At 56.1% G+C, this 18,055-nt stretch carries 16 protein-coding genes and 1 pseudogene; 6 read left to right on the top strand and 11 right to left on the bottom strand.

Translation table 11 applies throughout. From position 1 onward, the window contains the following. Window positions 1-180: 180 nt before the first annotated feature. The 5 genes from OMP40_RS38900 to OMP40_RS38880 form a co-directional block, all read right to left on the bottom strand. Window positions 181-1,770 carry a type 2 periplasmic-binding domain-containing protein gene (locus OMP40_RS38900; protein ID WP_277539567.1) on the bottom strand — a complete coding sequence of 530 codons (1,590 nt, stop codon included), beginning with the start codon at window positions 1,768-1,770 and terminating at the stop codon, window positions 181-183. Window positions 1,771-1,875: 105 nt separating this feature from the next. Next, window positions 1,876-2,829: a carbohydrate ABC transporter permease gene (locus OMP40_RS38895; protein ID WP_277539566.1), complete on the bottom strand. Its 954-nt coding sequence runs from the start codon at window positions 2,827-2,829 to the stop codon at window positions 1,876-1,878. Continuing rightward, on the bottom strand, window positions 2,823-3,752 hold the full coding sequence (locus tag OMP40_RS38890) for an ABC transporter permease (protein WP_277539565.1): 930 nt from the start codon (window positions 3,750-3,752) through the stop codon (window positions 2,823-2,825). Before OMP40_RS38890 ends, OMP40_RS38895 begins: the two co-directional genes overlap by 7 nt. Window positions 3,753-3,811: 59 nt before the next feature. Then, window positions 3,812-4,597, bottom strand: coding sequence for a glycoside hydrolase family 38 C-terminal domain-containing protein (locus OMP40_RS38885; RefSeq protein ID WP_277539765.1), 786 nt, complete (start codon window positions 4,595-4,597; stop codon window positions 3,812-3,814). Beyond that, window positions 4,566-6,668: a glycoside hydrolase family 38 N-terminal domain-containing protein gene (locus OMP40_RS38880; RefSeq protein ID WP_277539564.1), complete on the bottom strand. Its 2,103-nt coding sequence runs from the start codon at window positions 6,666-6,668 to the stop codon at window positions 4,566-4,568. The genes OMP40_RS38885 and OMP40_RS38880 overlap by 32 nt, the downstream gene beginning before the upstream one ends. Before the next feature lie 231 nt (window positions 6,669-6,899). Here OMP40_RS38880 and OMP40_RS38875 point away from each other — a divergent pair, with 231 nt between their 5' ends. The 3 genes from OMP40_RS38875 to OMP40_RS38865 all read left to right on the top strand — a co-directional run bounded on the left by OMP40_RS38875 (window position 6,900) and on the right by OMP40_RS38865 (window position 9,645). Further along, window positions 6,900-8,081, top strand: a complete 1,182-nt coding sequence (locus tag OMP40_RS38875; protein ID WP_277539563.1) for a GntR family transcriptional regulator — start codon at window positions 6,900-6,902, stop codon at window positions 8,079-8,081. Between the two features lie 256 nt (window positions 8,082-8,337). Further along, the gene (locus OMP40_RS38870) at window positions 8,338-8,943 is read left to right on the top strand and encodes a glycoside hydrolase family protein (protein ID WP_277539562.1); all 606 of its coding nucleotides are present in this window, start codon (window positions 8,338-8,340) and stop codon (window positions 8,941-8,943) included. A 309-nt stretch (window positions 8,944-9,252) separates the two neighbouring features. Beyond that, the gene (locus OMP40_RS38865; protein WP_277539561.1) at window positions 9,253-9,645 is read left to right on the top strand and encodes a hypothetical protein; all 393 of its coding nucleotides are present in this window, start codon (window positions 9,253-9,255) and stop codon (window positions 9,643-9,645) included. 269 nt (window positions 9,646-9,914) lie between these two features. On the opposite strand, the gene OMP40_RS38860 is transcribed toward OMP40_RS38865, so the two are convergent. From OMP40_RS38860 to OMP40_RS38845, 4 genes are read right to left on the bottom strand one after another with little or no spacing between them, the layout of a single operon-like run. After that, a complete protein-coding gene (locus tag OMP40_RS38860) occupies window positions 9,915-10,373 on the bottom strand; it encodes a hypothetical protein (protein WP_277539560.1) in 459 nt (152 codons plus the stop codon). Next, complete coding sequence (locus tag OMP40_RS38855) at window positions 10,357-11,796, bottom strand: hypothetical protein (RefSeq protein ID WP_277539559.1); 1,440 nt, start codon at window positions 11,794-11,796, stop codon at window positions 10,357-10,359. The genes OMP40_RS38860 and OMP40_RS38855 overlap by 17 nt, the downstream gene beginning before the upstream one ends. A gap of 10 nt (window positions 11,797-11,806) precedes the next feature. Continuing rightward, complete coding sequence (locus tag OMP40_RS38850; RefSeq protein ID WP_277539558.1) at window positions 11,807-12,322, bottom strand: PilW family protein; 516 nt, start codon at window positions 12,320-12,322, stop codon at window positions 11,807-11,809. Further along, window positions 12,306-12,812, bottom strand: coding sequence for a prepilin-type cleavage/methylation domain-containing protein (locus OMP40_RS38845; protein ID WP_420872144.1), 507 nt, complete (start codon window positions 12,810-12,812; stop codon window positions 12,306-12,308). The genes OMP40_RS38850 and OMP40_RS38845 overlap by 17 nt, the downstream gene beginning before the upstream one ends. Window positions 12,813-13,077: 265 nt before the next feature. Here OMP40_RS38845 and OMP40_RS38840 point away from each other — a divergent pair, with 265 nt between their 5' ends. Beyond that, entirely contained in the window at window positions 13,078-13,569 is a 492-nt protein-coding gene (locus tag OMP40_RS38840) for a GAF domain-containing protein (protein WP_277539555.1), read from the top strand. An 18-nt stretch (window positions 13,570-13,587) separates the two neighbouring features. Continuing rightward, a pseudogene (locus tag OMP40_RS38835) lies at window positions 13,588-15,664 on the top strand (class I SAM-dependent methyltransferase). Window positions 15,665-16,073: 409 nt separating this feature from the next. Here the strand turns inward: OMP40_RS38835 and OMP40_RS38830 are convergent. Together OMP40_RS38830 and OMP40_RS38825 are read right to left on the bottom strand one after the other, a co-directional pair. Beyond that, window positions 16,074-16,490 (bottom strand): GtrA family protein, encoded by a 417-nt coding sequence (locus tag OMP40_RS38830; protein WP_277539553.1) that lies wholly within the window; start codon window positions 16,488-16,490, stop codon window positions 16,074-16,076. Window positions 16,491-16,527: 37 nt separating this feature from the next. Further along, window positions 16,528-16,812 (bottom strand): YuiB family protein, encoded by a 285-nt coding sequence (locus tag OMP40_RS38825; RefSeq protein ID WP_277539552.1) that lies wholly within the window; start codon window positions 16,810-16,812, stop codon window positions 16,528-16,530. Window positions 16,813-16,979: 167 nt separating this feature from the next. Here OMP40_RS38825 and hemQ point away from each other — a divergent pair, with 167 nt between their 5' ends. Further along, a complete protein-coding gene (gene hemQ / locus OMP40_RS38820) occupies window positions 16,980-17,726 on the top strand; it encodes a hydrogen peroxide-dependent heme synthase (protein WP_277539551.1) in 747 nt (248 codons plus the stop codon). Window positions 17,727-18,055 lie beyond the last annotated feature (329 nt).

Below are 18,055 nucleotides of genomic sequence, written 5' to 3'. Positions count from 1 at the left end.
AGCCATCATCAATCCATCCCTTTCTTGCTCGAATTGGAACGGCGCAAAACAAACAGAAAGCGCAGAAAGAGCAGGTCATCCTGGATTCATTACCGACGTGCTTTTCACGGAATGACTTCCAACCTGCTCTTTCCTCGCCGCCTATCCATGCATTGGATTACAGCGTGCCCTTACGGCTATTTAGTTCACGTAGTCCGGTTTGCTCTTGTTCGTCTGCAGCTGGTTGACTTCGTCGATAATTTTCTGTCCGCCGGCGTCGCTCCATTTCTTGAGCGCATCCAGCCATTGCTGCTTATTCGACGATTTGTTGATAATGGCGCTGTCGATGACCGGCTGCAAATAATCGTTCCACAGCCTTGCGCCCAGCTCGGCGTCGGCCGGCGAAGCTACCGTATAATCTCGCCAGTCCGGATAGTCGATCTTTGCGTACTCGGCGAATTTCTCCTTCACGTAAGCGAACTTGTCGCCGATGCCCGCGCCTTCGTAGTCCGATTGCAGGCTGTCCCAATCCAGCTTCTCTTCGATCGGATCGAGGAAATGCAGCGGCTCGATCTGCTCGCCTTTATAATCCGTTTCGCGTTGCTCGTTCGGAATAACCACCTTCTTGCCGTCCACTACGTTGTAGGTTTTACCTTCCACGCCGTAGCGGCGGAAGTCCGAGCCTTCGGTCAACGTCCAGTTCAGGAAGCGGAAAATGCCGTCCGGGTCCTTGGCTTTGGCGGAAATGTAGAAGCCGCGATCTACCGGGAATACCGAGCGCGTTCCGCCCGGCGTGCCGTCGGGACCTGCGAGCGGCGACATGATGCCTACCTTGGCGTTCGGGTCGAGCTTCTGCAGCTTGGTTACCTTTTCGATGTAGCTGACCCATGGCGTAGCGATGACGGCGGCCATCCCCGCATTGAATTTGTTTTCGGCGAAGTTCGGCTCCTTGTTCAGCTTGAATTCCGGGTCGAGCAGTCCTTCCTTGTACAGACCTTGCAGCCAGTAATAGAAATCGATGTTCTTCTCGTTCGCGATGGACGGAATGATCCGGTTCGCGTCATTCGGATCTGGCGTCCAGCCGTTGAACGAAACCTTCCACGCGGTCGCGAGGTCCTTGAACGACCATTCGTAGCCGGCCGTCAGCGGAACGGTGTCGTTCTTGCCGTTGCCGTCCGGATCGCTGTTTTTGATGACCTTCAGCGCCGCCACCAGCTCGTCCACCGTCTTCGGCTCGGCGATGCCCAGCTTCTCGAACCAGTCCTGGCGGTACATGATCGGAGCCGGGGTAATCGGATAAATCAGGTTCGGTATAAAGTAATTATTGCCGTCCTTCGCCTTGAGCTGCTCCCAGATGCCGTCCGGAACCGCTTCCTTGACCGCAGGATATTTGTCGAGATATTCATTGATCGGCAGAAACGCCCCCTGCTCCTGCAAGTTGCGGTCGCGCTCCATGAGCGGTCCATTCGCCCACAGAACGTCCGGCAGATCGCCTCCAGCGAGTATCGTGTTGATCTTGGCGTCAAAGTCGATGACGGGAATGATCTGCACGTCGATCTCCACGTTCGCTTGCTTGAACAGCTCTTTCTCGTAGGCGCCGCCTTTGGCGTATGTCGCCGGTCCCCATGTCGGTCGCAGATAGGAGAATTTCACGACCTCCTGGTTTGCGTTGCCGGCCGTGCTTCCGGCCGGTGCCGATTCGCTTGCGACCGGCGCGCTTCCCGTTGCCGTCGGCGTTCCTTCCTTATTATTGTCCTTGCCGGAGCAGCCCAGCACCGACGATGCCGTCAACAGCAGCGTCAGCGCGCCTGTTGCCGCTTTGCTTTTTTTTCATGGATCGTACACCCCGTCTTAGTTTAGTTTTATGAAAATCCCTTGAGGGAAGTTTCAACGCGTTCAGCCTTTCACCGAACCGAGCATGATGCCTTTGACAAAATATTTTTGAAGGAACGGATAGACGAGCAGAATAGGCACGATGGCGAAAATGATGGTCGCCGCCTTGATATTTTGCTGAGAGACCACGATCCTGGTGACGTCGCCCGATTGCGCCGGGCCGCTGCCCATGTTCATCATGTTCTGATCGATGATGATCGACCGCATGACCACCTGAAGCGGCCACTTCGAATTGTCGCTAATGAAGAACAGTCCCGAGAAGAAATCGTTCCAGTGCCCCACTGCGTAAAATAATCCGACCGTCGCGATCACCGGTTTGGACAGCGGGATAATCAGCTTCCACAGCACCTGCAGTTCGGAAGCGCCGTCGAGTCTTGCCGATTCCTCGAGGCTCTCCGGAATATTCCAGAAGAAGTTGCGCATCAGGATCAGGTTAAACGGCGCCACCAGCCCTGGAATGATCAGCACCCACAGCGTATTCAGCAGATGCAAATTTTTGAGCAGCAGGTAGTAGGGAATCAGCCCCGCGCCGAACAGCATCGGAACGACGATCAGCCACATGAGGAATTTGTAGCCGGGAATGTGCGTTTTCGACAGACCATAGGCGCCAGTAATCGTGAATGCCAAGTTCAGGAATGTACCGAAGACGGTGACGTACACCGTAATGCCGAACGATTTCAACAGCACTTCCGTGCCGAAAATATATTTGTAAGCTTCCACGGTGAAGTCGTGCGGCAGCAGCATCAGCGGATTTTGCGTAATCGCATAACCCTCGCTCAAGGAAACCGCCAGCACGTTGACCATCGGCAGCAAAGTAACCAGGCCGAGCCCGATCAGAATCAAGTAGATGATCGTCTGCGCCCACAGCGGATTGCGGTCCAGATGCCCCGTACCGGCAAGCGTTACCCGGAGATCGTCGTCGATTGGCGCATGGTTGTTGGATGGATCGGTTACCACAACGACTTCTCCCCCATTCTGCGAATGATGGCGTTGGCCGTTACGATTAACGTAAATCCGATGATCCCCTTGAGCAATCCGAAGACGGTCGCCATCTCATATTGCGCTTCCATAAGGCCGAGCCGATAAACGTAGGTGTCGATGATGTCCCCAACGCCCATAACGGCGCCGTTGTACATCATGAACACCTGATCGAAGCCGGCATCCAGAATGCCGCCAAGCGACAGAATGAGCATCAGTACGATCATCGGGCGGATGCCCGGCAGCGTAACGTGCCAGATTTGGCGGAGTTTGCCCGCTCCGTCGATCTTGGCCGCTTCGTACTGCTGAGGGTCGAGCCCCGAGAGCGCGGCCAAGTAAATGATCGCCCCCCAGCCAAACTCCTTAATAATACCGGTCACAACTAGAATCGAGCGAAAATATTCCGGCATCGTCAAAAAGTTGATCGGCTCGAAGCCCAAATTTTTCAGCAGCAGATTAATAATGCCCAGCGGTCCGAGCAGGTTGAAGACGATACCCGAGAAGACGACCCACGACAGGAAGTGGGGGAAATAAGTGACCGTTTGAATCGTTCTTTTGAACCACATCACCCGTACCTCGTTAAGCAGCAACGCGAACAGGATGGGCACCGGGAATCCGAACAGCAAGCGATACAAGCTGATCGTGATCGTATTGATCGTGACCTGCGGCAGCTTCGCCGACTGGAACACGTCCTCGAAGTTTTTCCAGCCGACCCACGGACTTTCCCACATCCCCTTGAAAATCTGAAAGTCCTTGAACGCGATCTGCAACCCTGCAAACGGAAGGTAAGCAAAAATGAAGAAGTACGCGATGGTCGGAACGATCAGCAGGTAGATGAACCGGGCTTCCCACATCCGCGTCGACAGCTTCTTCCTTGAATTCCGAAGCTTCCCTTCCTTCATTTGATGAACCCGTGCGCTCAGATGTATCACCTCCTTCGTTCATGATGGTTATAGCGATTTCAAACAAACTTGAGGCGAATCGCGGCCGACGCATACGCCGCAAGTTCGAATGCGACGATACCCGAAGCCTCGAGCCGAATACCTTCGCCTTCCGGCAGCTTGCGCTCCAGCGTATCCACAAAACAAGCTTCCGTCGCCTGTCCGGCCGTATGGAAACGAACGGTCGTCGGCATCCCCTCGGTTTCGTACACGCGCACGATCCATGCTTTTCCGTCCTGGACCTCCGGCATCTTCACGGCGGACACCGCCGCCGTTCCTTCCGCCAGCCGGAGAAAGCCGGCATCGAGCGCCCGCATGCCCGCATGCGGCGTGCCGGAAATCACGTTCAGCGGATGGTTGAACCGGTAGGCTGCCTCGATCTTATGTCGGTTCGTCGAACGCGCTGGCAGCACGCCGATCGCCATGGAAGAACGGTGATGATTGCCCAGTTCCGGATGGAGATCGGGATCGTAGGAGCTGCGGATCAGCGATACTGCGAGCGAATCGTCCGTTCCGCGAAAACCGTATTTGTTGTTCGTCACGAGCATGACGGACGATTGCGCCGCCTCGTCGGCCGGCACGGCGAGCGCAAAGCTATTGCCCGGCACGTCATGATCCAACGGCGCGCGTTCGATGATCCCGTAAGGCACATCGTACTGGTATGATTTGACGGCATGGGCCAGCGGCCAGTGAAAGTTCAGCTGCGGAACGCTTTGGCCCGGCTGGCCGATTTCGTGCCAGTCGCATTCGAGCTCATATTTAATGAAGGAACTGTTACTGTCGAGCGATACATAGGCACGAAGCAGCGTCTGGTTGAATCTGAATTCCAGATGTATGGTTTGCCGCAGCGGTCCCCATACGCCTTTTTTTGATTTTTACCGCGCCGCCGTGCAGGTTCGTCACTTCCATGTAACGGCCGACTCTCCATGCGGTCATCGCCCGCTCGGGATCTTCTTGGATGAGCCTGAATACGCCTGCCGGCCTCGCCGGATCGACCAGCTGCTCGCCCGTATCCTTACGGATGAGCGATCGGACGGTGCCGTCGCGCGAATCGAACATGGCTTGCAGCAGCTCGTTCTCTGAGCACGAACGTTTCCTCGAGGTCGACCCGCGGCTCGGTCGCCTGCAAAGGACCGACCGTTGCTTCCCCTTCCGAGACGGTATAAGTGGAGTAACCGAACGGCGGTGCCTGGACCAGCGCCATAATCCGGATAAAATCGTGTCCCCAATAGACGTTAAATCCTTGATCGAGCACCTGGTACGGCACGGCATTGCCCTTGCTGTCCTTGACCGAGAGCGCGGCAATCGGGCTTTTCCAATCCCATAGCACGATTTCAACCGTTTCCTCCCGCTCTTGCACGGACGGGTTGAACAAATGTACGATTCGGGTGGTGCCGCGCCCCCCTCTCCACCTGGGTAATCCGGAACGACCGCGCGCCGTAGCCGGCTCCCGCCCCCCTCCGACGTAGTCTGCCCGCTCGAGTCCCCGGCCAGACCGGACGTGTCGATGTCGGCGGCGATCCGCTCCATCGCAAGCTTGCGATGCGTATTGGCGGTCGCCATCGTATTCTGGAACAGGCCGAGCGCATGCTCGCGCGTCTCGATCACACCCGAACCCGGCAATATATCGTGGAACTGGTTAAACAGCACGTTGCGCCAGGCTTCCTCGAACGCTTCGGCCGGATAAGCCTTACCCGTCTCGACGTTCGCCAACGCGCTGATCGCTTCGGCCTCATTCAGCGCCGCCTCGCCCATCCGATTCGCCGTCTTGATCCGCGTCTGCGAAGTATAGCAGCCCGTGAAAATAAAGTTCTGTTCTCCCCGCATGACGGGAAACCGGTCCGCGATCGCGTCCGCCATGGCGAAAAATTCACGGTACGTTCCGAATCTCAGGCGCGGATAAATCGGCCAATCGTTCATATCTTGCAGCCGCTCGAGGTCGCGCCGCGTCGGACCGCCGCCGTGATCCCCCACGCCATAAACTTTTAAGTACGTTTTCAGTCCGGTTTGGCGGCAAATGTCCGGCACGTAGGCGCCGAGCGACGATTGAATGTTATCGTTGTACCAGGTCGGTTCCCGGTAGACCAGCACGCTTTTCCCTGAAGGCGCTTCCCATTTGTAGAAAATCGGCGCATCGTTTCCCCGACAATGGTAGAAGTACTTGACGCCGCCGTTCGCCAGGATCTCGGGAACGTTGAGACTATGGCCGAACGTATCCGGCTCAAAATCAAGATTGAGGCTGTCGATATCAAGCTCGAACAAGTCGGCCAGATAACGTTTCGCATATAGCAAGTGTCGGGACAGGCTTTCGCCGTTCGGCATATTTTTGTCCGCTTCGACCCAGTGGGAGGCCGTTACCTCCCAGCGCCCTTCCTTGACTCTCCGCTTGATCTCCAAAAGCATGTCCGGCGCGTATTGCTCGACGATGCGGTAGATCGACGCTTGCGATTGCGAAAATGTGAAGGCAGGGTATTCTTCCATCAAGTTCAGCATCGTCCGAAACGTATCCAACGTCACGGCGACCGTCTCGTCCCACGACCACATCCAGTTCATGTCGATATGCGCGTGCGCCACCGCCAGAATCTCGTAGCTCTTCGCCTCCGCGGCAAGATTCTGAAGCAGCGCTTCGGCAGCGATTGCGGTTTGTTTGCCGATGACGCCCTCTTCGGCCAGCCCGTTCTCAATGGGGGTAAGCGCTTTCGAAATGACTTGGTCGTACTGCCCGCCGTTTACTTTCGACAACTCATAGGCAAAGAATAGCTGCGCCAGAATTCGTCCACCCCAATAGCCGTACCTTTCCGTAATTTTCTCTTCCCAGTAGCTCTTCGGCTCCGGCCCCAGCAGCCGCCTCAGACGCTGCTCGATGGTGACTGACATTTGATCCACTCCATTCAAATAGATACCTATATACCAATTATTCATATTTAGATACCTTTTTCTCAAGTAAAATATATTACAATTCAAAAGCGATGTAAAGCGAAAAATTCAGACTCATTTGCACAGATAATAAGATTTTGTGCACAAGGTTTCAAAGTGGTATATAGGTATATTTATGTGTAAATTTCGCCCGGCTGTGTTAAAATAAAACATAATGTCGATGAAGCGGAGTTGAACGATCGGATGACGTCAAGCAAGAAACGTACGCCTCTCTATTCCCAGATCCGGGATTACATCCTTGCGAATATACAGCAGCTGCACTGGCAGGCCAACGATCAATTGCCGACTGAACAGGAGCTCGCCGAGAAATTTAACGTCAGCCGGTTCACAGTCAAGAAAGCAATGGCTGAATTAGTTCAGGAAGGACTTATCTACCGCATACAGGGCAAGGGCTCTTTCATCTCGCAGATGGTCGGCGACGAACATCGCCCTGTTGTAGCCCCCGCCGCCGACGCCGGCATATCCACGATGAAACTGATCGTGCTGCTCACCCCCCATATTCAGAGCAGCCTGTCCGCAAGCATTCTGACAGGGGCGGAATCCTATCTGGCCGATCACGGCTACCAGTTGATCGTCCGATCGACGCGCAACGAGCAAGAACTGGAGCGCAGGCTGCTGGTGGACTCCGTCCGGACCGGCGTGCGAGGCGTGCTGATTTTTCCCGTCGACGGGGAGACTTACAACGAAGAGATCCTGCGGTTGACCCTGAACAAGTTTCCGGTGGTCGTGATCGACCGCTACTTGCGCGGCGTGGACACCAATTGCGTTTGCTCGGACAACATCGGCGGCGCCTTCGACGCCACGTCCCATCTCATTGGGCTGGGGCATCACAATATTGCGTTTGTCGTCGTTCACGACCGAACGACAACGAGCCTGGAGGAGCGGATCGCCGGCTATGAGCGGGCGTTGTCCGCCAGCCGCTATCCTTTCGGTCCGCGGCTGGCTTATTTCGAATCGGAGAACGGGGAAGACGCCCCCCCGTCCGGAGAGCCGCAAGCCGATCAACTTGAACGTATGACGGTGCGCATTCAGGCTTTTCTGGAGCAAAATCCTGCGGTCACGGCTGTGTTCGCAGCCACGACCTACAGCGGATTGGCCACGTTGCAGGCCGCGACGAACCTTGGCATCAAGGTGCCCGAGCAGCTCTCGGTCGTCTTCTGCGACGATTTCGAGCATTCCGCGTTGTCCCGAATCCCGCCGACCTGCGTGGTGCAGCAAGAAAGCCAGCTGGGCATCGATGCCGCCAAGCTGCTGCTGTCGATCATCGACAACCCGCTGCAAGAAAGGAAGAAGCTAACGCTGCCGACCCGACTGGTGCTGCGCCAATCCACGGCCCCTCCTTCGAATAGGTAAGATGACCCGTTCGCGGTCGCGATTAATCGGCGGAGCCGTCCAATCGGGAAATGTCCTTTTCCGATCGGACGGCTCCGACTTGTTTTCAGCCACCTTCGTATTCGCCTCGCACACTAACTCCTGCGCCACGCCATCTCTCGTCTATACCGCTCGTAATTCTCGCTTTACAGCAAAAACAACTTCACTTATACTTATTTGTGTTATAGGTATATTGATATTTAGATATTATTTTTATTTTAGGAGGGCTATTTAACGGATGCTCTATAAACCGCGAGAGGATCGTCTGTGGGATTGCTGGATCGTACCGCACAACGACCGCTACCATCTGTTCTATATTCGTATCACGCCGGGTGCCAGCCGTTGGAACGGGATAAGCATGGCCGTTTCCGACGATCTGCTGCACTGGAAGGAATACGGTCCTATTCTTGAAAAGCATCCCGACGCCGAATGGCTCGGCACAGGCATGGTGCAGCGAGTCGGCGATACCTTTATCATGAATTACTCCGAAGAACTCATCCGCGGCCACCAGCAAATCCGATTTGCTCGCAGCAAAGATCTATACCATTGGGAGCGCATCGAGGAGGTTGTGCTGAGACCCGATCCCGCCTATTATCTGGACGATCCCGAGGATTGCTGCGAGGAATTGCCGCGCTGGGATTCGCTAGGAATCGTCAACGCGCTGCAAGACGCCCCTCCCCCCGTATACCGGCTTCCTGACCGCCCATGCCGCCGACCGGAAGCTGAAAGCGAAAGCCGGCGTGCTTGGCGTCATGACCTCCATGGACGGCATCCATTGGGAGGCGTTGCCCCCCAGGCACCCCTGCGGATTTGTTTCCCAATTTCGAGGTTCCCGAACATTTAAGCTTCAATGATCGCCATTACGTGATGTTCTCCACCGTGACGCAGCACGGCTGGAGATATGACGACCGGGCTTTGGCACGCTCTGGCGGGACTTATTACGTCGTATCCGACAAGCTTCAGGGTCCCTACCGGCTGCCCCCGGAGGATCCGATGCTGGTCGGAAGCCGCGATCATGCCAATGTCGTGATGGCATACGTCGGCCGGGTTATCCCCTTTGAGTCCGGCTACCTTTTTTTATCACTTTTGGGGAAACGACCATATTGACGGCAGAGTTGGTTTACCTAAAAGGATCGTCGAGCGAGAGCCTTGGGTGCTGCAGCTGGAATATTGGGAAGGCTGCGAGGCCGTCAAAGGGAAGCTGGCCGGAAGCGGCATATCCTTTTCCGACTACCGCATATTGAGACAACCCGGTCGCCTGCCGACCGTTGTCTGGCATTCCCTGGACGACCAAACGCTGATCTTCGACAACCAAGGGAGCACGGGAGGAATCGAGCGCGCACTTGACCATACGCCGTCCCCGACGGCAGATGTTACGGATTGGAGCGACGGGCGCGTGATCGAATATAAGGTTACGGTTCGGGAAGGCACCGGGATCGGCGTCTTTTTTGGGAGAACGGCGTTTCTGTCTATTTTTAAATTTCAGGCACAACCGCCTGGAGTTGGGCGACGTCAAAAACGGCTGGGCACTGCCCAACGTACTTGAAATCGCAGCTCACAAGCCTTGGACTTTGGCTTATAACGACGTGTATGGTCTTAAAATTTTCGCCCGAAACGAATGCGTCGAGCTATTCATTAATAATGACTACGCGATCTCTTACCGACTGGATGAACCGCTGACGCTCTCAAGCCTCGGATTTTATTCCGAAGATTCAAGCGGAGTCGTTACGGAACTGAATATTTGGGAAATGAAATGATTGTAAAAAAGCAGCGTCGCAATCGCGACGCTGCTTTTTTTGATTCCCTCGTTTAGCTTCAGCTTTCGTTGTCTTCTTCGTTTGCTTTGCTTCCCAGCGGTACGAGCCGTTTTTTGCCGATGTTCACGTTAATTTGCTTGACGCGCGGCAGCCCGACATTTTGATCGTCATAAATTTTTGAATTATATTGGACGATAAATCTCGATCTTAAGCGGTCTGCGTCAGGGTACACGCCGCTATTGATCCGTTCGAATTCCAGCTGCGTTTTGCTGATGTCCGGCTTCGTGTTGCCCAGTACGGCATTGATCAAAAGATCGCCCTTGGCGAAGAAGCCGCCCTTGATCCAGAATGCCGATCCGACGCCGTATAGCTCTGCATCGCTGTCCGTGTACAAGAAAGCTTGCAGCACCTTCGGATTGCCGTCGAGATCCGGCCCATCCGGAATAAATGCCTCGTTCACCGTGTTAAACGAATCGAATCTGTTGACCAGAATTTTCCCCTTAGAAATGAGCAGCAAGCTCTTTGTTGTCCAATCCCGAGATCTCCGCATCCTGAATCGTAGACTCGCCCAAAGCGATGATCGTCGCGTCCATCTTGACCTTGCCTTCGATGAATACATTGCCTGCGACGAGTATGTTCGCTCTAACTTCCAGATCGTTTTCCGGGTCTGGATTATCGATCGTCAAGTTGCCATTGACGATAAGCCAGTTGCTCTTCATGAACTCGGCGCTTGGATCTGCGTTGGGTTCTCTGTAGCGCTTGTCTCCATCATTAAATAAAATATGTTGAAGCTCGGCGCCGTCGATCATCAGATCGCCGTTAAAAATAGCGGTTCCAGCCGGCATCGTGCCGATGAATGCAGCACGATAAGCTTTCATCTTATCGTTATAATCGGCTATCGCTTCATCGTCGGCATCAGGCGCCAAAGCCGGGGGTCTCTGAGGAAGGTTGATATAGGATAACCCGGCGCGAGACAGCAAATTGTTCGCCAGAAAGCTTTTTGCCGCAGCCGTCACATTGTCTTTGGGAAGCGCAGGATACAGCGACGGCAAATTGCGGTTGATCTTCGTATCGCCGACAGCCTCGGCTACTTTATCGAGAAAGGATTCCTCGACGCTTACCGATACGAACTTCTTGCGGTCGCGGTATTGAACATCGTTGATCGTCAATCCGGTCGTCTTCTTCAATTCATCCGCATTGTCCAGCGGTACGACGGTCGGTTCGTTATTCCCAAGTCTGTCGGTCGCTACGAGACTGCTGCCGTCCTGCAAAAAAAGATTGCCTTTGTTGTCGCCTTCGCCGCCGATCGTCGGGAAGGCCGTCCCTGTATGCAAGAAGGTTGTCGTGTCGCCAGCCGACATATTGTACCGATAATCCGCCTCGTTTTTAACATACAACTTCAAGCCCGAGTACAAATTGCCGAACAGATATGGCGCGCCGTTCAAATACACGTTCTGTTCCGAGCCCAGTCCGTACTGGAGAAATTCGGGGTAACTATCCAGGGAGATAACCTGCTCCAGCGTTCGAACGACCCCATTCACCTCGGCTTTGGCCTGTACGGTGATTGAAAATTGCTTGGTTACGTCGCCGCCGACATTGATTCCCTGATTCTCGTCCACCTTGAATTCGATGATATCGCTGGTTCCTCCGACCTGCCCGTCGGTGCTCGTCAGCTTAATCGATTCCAGATCGCTTTTGAGGCTGTCCAGGTTGATATCTTCCTTATCTTTAAAGAGCAAGGCCACGCTGGCTGCGGCTTCATTGAGCGACATTTCGGCCAAATGCAGGCTTTGCACGTCGTTCTCCCGCGTCTCCGCCCGCTTGGCGCCGCCGATCGTCGCGCCCATTAGCGCAAGCCCGAGCATAGTGAACACGACCATGATAAAAATAACGAGCAGCAAGGCCGATCCTTCTTGACTGCGCCATTTAATCGGTAGCATCGGTAACCTCCTAGAAGCCGAACCGGCTCTTAAGCGCCAGATCGTGAACTTGGCCTGCATACGATTGCGAGAGCTTGATGGAAACCTCGATCAGCCCGCTCGCGCATTCGTTGATCCCCGCCTGACAGCTGACATGAAACTCCTCCGTACCGCTCTCAATGGGACCCACAGTCGAATCGGTGTCGATCGGCTGATCGGTGCCGTCTTCGCGCAGAATGTGAAGCTGTCCGTTATCGATCTTAAGCGTCCTTTTCACGGCTCCTCTTGTTAATTCAATGCCGTCCGGCAGTTGCTTGATCGATTCGGGTCCGACCTCGTAGAGCTGGGCAATGACCGTGGACATGATCAAGTCTCCCTCATCCCTGAGCGAATTCTCGATCGTGACCTTGTGGTAGGTGTTGAATCCGAAGTGGATGACGCCGTAAATGGCGATGCTCACCATAGAGAGTACGGTCAGAGAGGCGATCAGTTCGATTAGCGTAAGCCCTGCTTCCGATCGGCGGACTTCTTTAACGAATTTTCTCATCCGTAATATATCCCCCCACCTCTGCCGAACCTCGGCTTCCCGGATTTGCGTTTTTCTCTCGCGTGACGACTTTGATCGGAATTAGATAGTTCTCCAGACCTTCCGCTTTGTCGTTCTCCGCTAGCAATTTATCGTCATATTCGATCGTCAGTTGATAGTCTCTTCCATTGACTGAGGGATTCAACAAAACCCAGAGATTGGGAACGTCATTAAAAAGATCCGCAGTCGCCGATGCATCCTTGCACGAGATCACGATATTGTTCGCCTCGTCATATTCGCAGGAGGACGGGTCGACGATGCTGGAGCCACTTTTTTCAAAATAGTTTTTGAACACGTCAAAGCTCTGCTTCTCCACGAAAAACAGCGCGTTCCGCGCCAGATTCACCGCTACCGTCTTGTTCTGGTTCCCCTTTGCGTAGCTCATCGCCTGTATGAAAAACGCCGTCATCGCCAAAGAGACGATCGACAGGATCGTGATCGCCGCCAACACCTCGATCAAGGAGAAGCCTTCTTCGGCAGACTGACGCTTTCGGAGCCAAGTTCTCAAAATATACTACCTACTTCCTATAAAAATAGCTACTTTCTACCTAATTTATCCTCTTATTTTAACATAGAGTATCCGTTTAATACATGAGAGAAACGATCGAATCGGCGAAGGGATGAAATGATTCGACAGGTCTCGCGCCCGTTCCCCAGCTTGTCTTGGTGTACGTCTCCGCTATCCTTTATAATCGGATCAGAGAGGATGATTCGCAATGACGTTTAACCCGCAAGCCTATGCAGGCACGAGCGCGGAAAACGAAAAGCTGCTGCTCGCGCAGCTGCGGCACCTGATCGAAGACGAACCTTACCGCATCGCCAACCTGGCCAACGCCTCCGCGCTGCTGCGCGGTTACCTGAAAGACATCAATTGGGTCGGCTTCTACCTGCTCGAAGGGGATAACGGCGGACTCGTGCTCGGTCCCTTCCAAGGCTTGCCCGCCTGCGTCCGCATCCCGCTCGGCAAAGGCGTGTGCGGCACGTCGGCCGCCAAGCGCGAGACGCTGCGCGTGCCGGACGTGCACGCGTTTCCCGGGCATATCGCCTGCGACGCGGCGTCGCGCTCGGAGATCGTCGTACCGCTCTACGACGCCGCTGGCGAGCTGATCGGCGTGCTGGATATCGACAGCCCGCTGCCGGATCGCTTTAGCGAAGAGGAACAACTGCTCCTGGAGCGATTCAACGCGCTGCTGGCGCAATATCTATAGAAGCGAGAGGTGAGTCTGATGTTGAAATCGCTGGAGGCCATCGAAGCCTATCGCCGCTCGCCGTACGCCGAGGAGACGCTATCCGCGGCACCGTCCTGGCTGAAACTGCTGGCCGCCGCGGAGGATCCGGTCGTCAATCTGGAACGCGTGGCATCCATGAGCGAACTGACGCAGTCCAATCCGGTGCTCGACTACGTGGAGCGCAGCCTGCGGCTGCTTGACGAGCTGCCGGTCTCCTATTGGATTAGAGAGCTTATCGAAGAGGCGCTCGTCTGGTGCGAGACGGCCAAGGGCGGTTCGCGCAGGGAGCGGCACGCCTGGCAGGCGCAAGGGATCAACTTCCGCGTGCACAACGTCGGTTCGGCCCAGCTATATGCGCGGCAGAAGACGGCCGGCGAGCACGCCCTGCTCGTCCGCGCGCTCATCGAGACGCACGGCCTGGTCGGCCAGGAGCTCCGCGGCGAGGTGCCGCCGCAGGATCACGACCCGTTGGCGCGCGCGCTGGAGCGATCGCTGGCCGCGCCGGAGGAGCGGGAGCGACTGCTGCTCGCGCTTAACTATTGCATTGTCGCCGCGGTATCTCCCGCGCTTTGGGCGGAGGTCGAGTCCGAGGTCGCGGCGGTCGTACGCCGAATCGCCGAAGGCAACGCCGAAGAGACGCCGCTTCGGATCCGCGAACGCTTGCGCCGGCTGCGGACGCAGTCGATCCGCAGGGGCGAAGACTTCGAAGGCGAGCTCGACGCGCTGGACGCGGAGCACGATTTGCTGACTGCCCTCCAGCCGCTCGAATCCAAGACGTTCTGGTACGTCGAGTCGGCGCTGAAGGACTTTTCGCTGGCGCAGTTCCTGAAGGTGTTCGCCATCGTAGCCGGCGAGACTTCGCTGCCCGACGTCAAGCATATCAGCTTCGAGAACGTCATGAACGCGATGTACTACGACTACAAGGGCAGCAAAAAAATCAACGTCTATAAGAAGCGCATCATCGAAAAGTACTTGGGCGAGCTGGACTGGGACCGCATCCGGGCAGGCGATATCCGGCACGACAACCCCCATCTGCGCCACCGCCTCGTCCGCAAGGCAAGCTTGCCGGACACGCTGTTTTTCGATTTCGAATTTTCGCCGGCCGCGGACAAGCTGATCGACTTTTGCGTAGAAGCCGAGAAGTCGTCGCTCTACGAGAAGGCGGTGCTGCTGCTGTTCGACCTGTTCGAGCTGCGCCGCGACGCCTACGACCGTTTCCACAACGAAGAGACTTACCTGGCGGACATGAACAGCACGGCGGATTATAAAAAAGGTCATTCTGGACTTCGTCGTCGGCGAAAAGGTGCTGGACATCGGCCCCGGCGGCGGCGTGCTGCTGGACCTGTTAGAGGAAAAGCTCCCGGACGTCAAGGCCGTCGGCATCGACATCTCGGCGAACGTCATCGAGGCGCTGACCCGCAAAAAGCATGCGGAAGCCCGCGGCTGGGAGGTGCTTCAAGGCGATGCCCTGGCGCTCAAGGACTACGTGGAGGCCGGCAGCGTGGACACCGTTATCTTCTCTTCGATCCTGCACGAACTGTACTCTTACGTTCCTTACAACGGCGCGCGATTCAACCGGGAGACGGTCGCCGCAGCGCTCAGGAGCGCGTTCGACGTGCTCTCGGCAGGCGGACGCATCATCATCCGCGACGGCATCATGACCGAGCCGGACGCCCGCCGCGTCATCCGGTTCCTGCAGAACGACGGACCGGCGTGGCTTGCGCGATACAGCCGCGACTTTGCCGGGCGCAAAATCGTCTACGAGCAGTTGAACGATGCAGAGGTCAGCCTGCCGGTCAACGATGCCATGGAGTTCCTCTATACGTACACCTGGGGCGAGGAAGCCTACGTTCACGAGGTGCAGGAGCAGTTCGGCTACTTCACGCCGAGCGCATACGAGCGCTTCATTCGGGAGACGCTCGGCGAAAAAGCGGAAATCGTCGTCATGCGCCACTACCTGCAGGAAGGGTATACCGAAGCGCTCGCGGACAAGGTCGCCCTGTTCGACGAACAGGGGCGTCCAGTACCGCTGCCGGACAGCACCTGCTTCATCGTCATTGAGCGGCGAGCATGAGAAAAACCATCAGGGATAGACCATCCTGACGTTCATTTAAAGTTGGCGGATATCCGAAACCGGCGTCGCGCGGAACGTCTATCGATGGCTCGTCCGCCAGAGGTCCCAAGGAGCCCCGCGTCGTCGCCAGCATCAAAGCCTGCAAATTTACATGCTTTTATGCCGATGTCGACTCGTTAGAACAAAATAGATGCAAATGCGCAGGTATCTTACGCCATCAGCCGAATTTCCGGATTGCGTTTTACATTTACCTGCACATTTGCAGGTATTTCATCAGGTGGCGCGCGTCGGTAGAGAATACCTGTACAAATGCAGTTATTTGCTTCGTCAAACGTAAGCACGCAGTTGGCCGCGCAAAGAAAAACCGACGCGAACGCACCGTGCGTTCCGTCGGCTATTTCCGATTCGATTAATTCCCGCTTCCCAGCTCCGGCCCCTGCCTGAACACCCACAGCTTGCTCCCGGCGTAATTGACGGCGAGCGAGGCGGCGACGGATACGAGCTTGGCTAAGATCGGCGCCAGATCGAGCCCCTTCTCCGCGGCGAGCAGCACGCCCGTGGCGCACAGGAACGACAGCGCGTTGACGAGGCCAAACTTGACCAGCTCCTTGGCGCTGCCGCGCTCCCGCATGCCGAACGTCCAGCGCCGGTTCCACCAATAGCTGTTGAGGAAGGCAAGGAAGTACGAGACGCACTGGGCCGGCAGCGACGGCCAGCCGAGCGCGTAGACGAGCGCCGCGAATATCGCGATGTCGATGCCCGTATTCAGTACGCCGATTGACGCGAACTTGAGGACGCGCTTGATTTCCCGGCTGTCGATTTTCATGGCTCGCCCCTCGTTTTCCCGAATATCCCCGCTTCGATCAGAACATTCTGTAGCCGCCGCGCCGCAGCGCGCGGATCGCCCAGCCGCTCGTCAGGGCGCCGCCGATGCCGGCGAGGAAGGGCAGCGTGAACACGCCGATGAACGCGAGCACGCTCAGCTCCGGATTCCAGAAGTGCCATACGCCCAGCGGCAGCACGACGATCACATATATCCAAGTCGGCAGCCAGGTCGTCTTGATCAGCATATTAAGGATAAAGCCGATGCCGAAGAACAAGACGAAGAACAGCATGGTGCCGAGAATCTCTTGCAGAATCTCTCTCATCTTAAATGTTAAGCCTCCCGGTCGGATGTGTGCTCTATTAGTTTACAAGATCGGTTCGAGGACAGTCAACGCACGGACGCGCCTGCGTTTGCCCGAGGGAGCGAATATAGGCTAAAATGGGAAAAGCCATGTTGGACAAGGCACGACGAGAAGGAGAGTTGAGCTAAATGAGTGAAGCCGCACAAACGCTGGACGGCTGGTACGCGCTGCACGACTTCCGCACGATCGACTGGACGGCCTGGAAGGCCGCGAGCCCCGAGGAACGCGAGACCGCGCGGCAGGAGCTGCTGGGCCTCATCGCCGACTGGCGGGAGACCGAATCGCGCAAGGAAGGCAGCCTCGCCGTCTACGCGATCGTCGGCCAGAAGGCCGACTTCGTGTTCATGCACCTGCGCGAGACGCTGGAGGAGCTGAACGCGATCGAGAACGCGTTTAACCGCTCGGCGTTCGCCAAGTTCGCGAAGCCCGAATATTCGTACGTCAGCATCGTGGAGCTGAGCAGCTACCTCGCGCCCGCGGGGTCCGATCCGATGCAGATCCCGGAAGTCGCCGCACGCCTCAAGCCGATTCTGCCGCAGTCGAAGCATATTTGCTTCTACCCGATGAACAAGCGCCGCCTGCTCGACGACAACTGGTACATGCTCTCGATGGACGAGCGCAAGGCGTTCATGCGCAGCCACGGCATGATCGGACGCAACTACGCCGGCAAGGTCAAGCAGATCATCACCGGCTCCGTCGGCTTCGACGATTGGGAGTGGGGCGTGACCTTGTTCGCGGACGAGGCGCTTCAGTTCAAGAAGCTCGTATATGAGATGAGATTCGACGAGGCCAGCGCGCGCTTCGGCGAATTCGGACCGTTCTACGTCGGCAACCTGCTCACGGCGGACGGCTTCGCGGATCTGCTGCGTATCTAAGCGAGCGAAGCCTCGAACGGCATTTGAAAAAGCGCAATTCCAGCCGGCCCGGAGGCCGCGCGGGATTGCGCTTTTTTTTATTTGTCGCAGCCCTGCTCCATACCTTTCTCACATCCGCCGCCCCGCCGTGGGCATCCGCTCTATTTTCACATTCTTCGCACCACCGCGGGCATCCACCCGCCTTCCACATCCGCCGCCCAAGATTTAACTGCATTTGAGCATTTATTTCTTCGATGGAGGAGGGACTATTTCTCGATAAGTGTCAAAGAGCAGTTAATTCCCATACTTTTTGCGCAGGAAGCAGATTTGGGTTCAATTAGTTGCCTTTT

This window comes from Cohnella rhizosphaerae (assembly GCF_029525575.1).
GTDB lineage: Bacteria > Bacillota > Bacilli > Paenibacillales > Paenibacillaceae > Cohnella > Cohnella rhizosphaerae.
This window is presented reverse-complemented; position numbering and strand designations above follow the sequence as displayed.

Bases quoted from the DNA above. Each gene is read 5' to 3' on its own strand.
- OMP40_RS38890 (WP_277539565.1), bottom strand. From the start codon at position 3,752: ATGAAGGAAGGGAAGCTTCGGAATTCAAGGAAGAAGCTGTCGACGCGG.
- OMP40_RS38880 (WP_277539564.1), bottom strand. From the start codon at position 6,668: ATGTCAGTCACCATCGAGCAGCGTCTGAGGCGGCTGCTGGGGCCGGAG.
- OMP40_RS38870 (WP_277539562.1), top strand. From the start codon at position 8,338: ATGCTCTATAAACCGCGAGAGGATCGTCTGTGGGATTGCTGGATCGTA.
- OMP40_RS38855 (WP_277539559.1), bottom strand. From the start codon at position 11,796: ATGCTACCGATTAAATGGCGCAGTCAAGAAGGATCGGCCTTGCTGCTC.
- OMP40_RS38850 (WP_277539558.1), bottom strand. From the start codon at position 12,322: ATGAGAAAATTCGTTAAAGAAGTCCGCCGATCGGAAGCAGGGCTTACG.
- OMP40_RS38840 (WP_277539555.1), top strand. From the start codon at position 13,078: ATGACGTTTAACCCGCAAGCCTATGCAGGCACGAGCGCGGAAAACGAA.
- OMP40_RS38830 (WP_277539553.1), bottom strand. From the start codon at position 16,490: ATGAAAATCGACAGCCGGGAAATCAAGCGCGTCCTCAAGTTCGCGTCA.
- OMP40_RS38825 (WP_277539552.1), bottom strand. From the start codon at position 16,812: ATGAGAGAGATTCTGCAAGAGATTCTCGGCACCATGCTGTTCTTCGTC.
- hemQ (WP_277539551.1), top strand. From the start codon at position 16,980: ATGAGTGAAGCCGCACAAACGCTGGACGGCTGGTACGCGCTGCACGAC.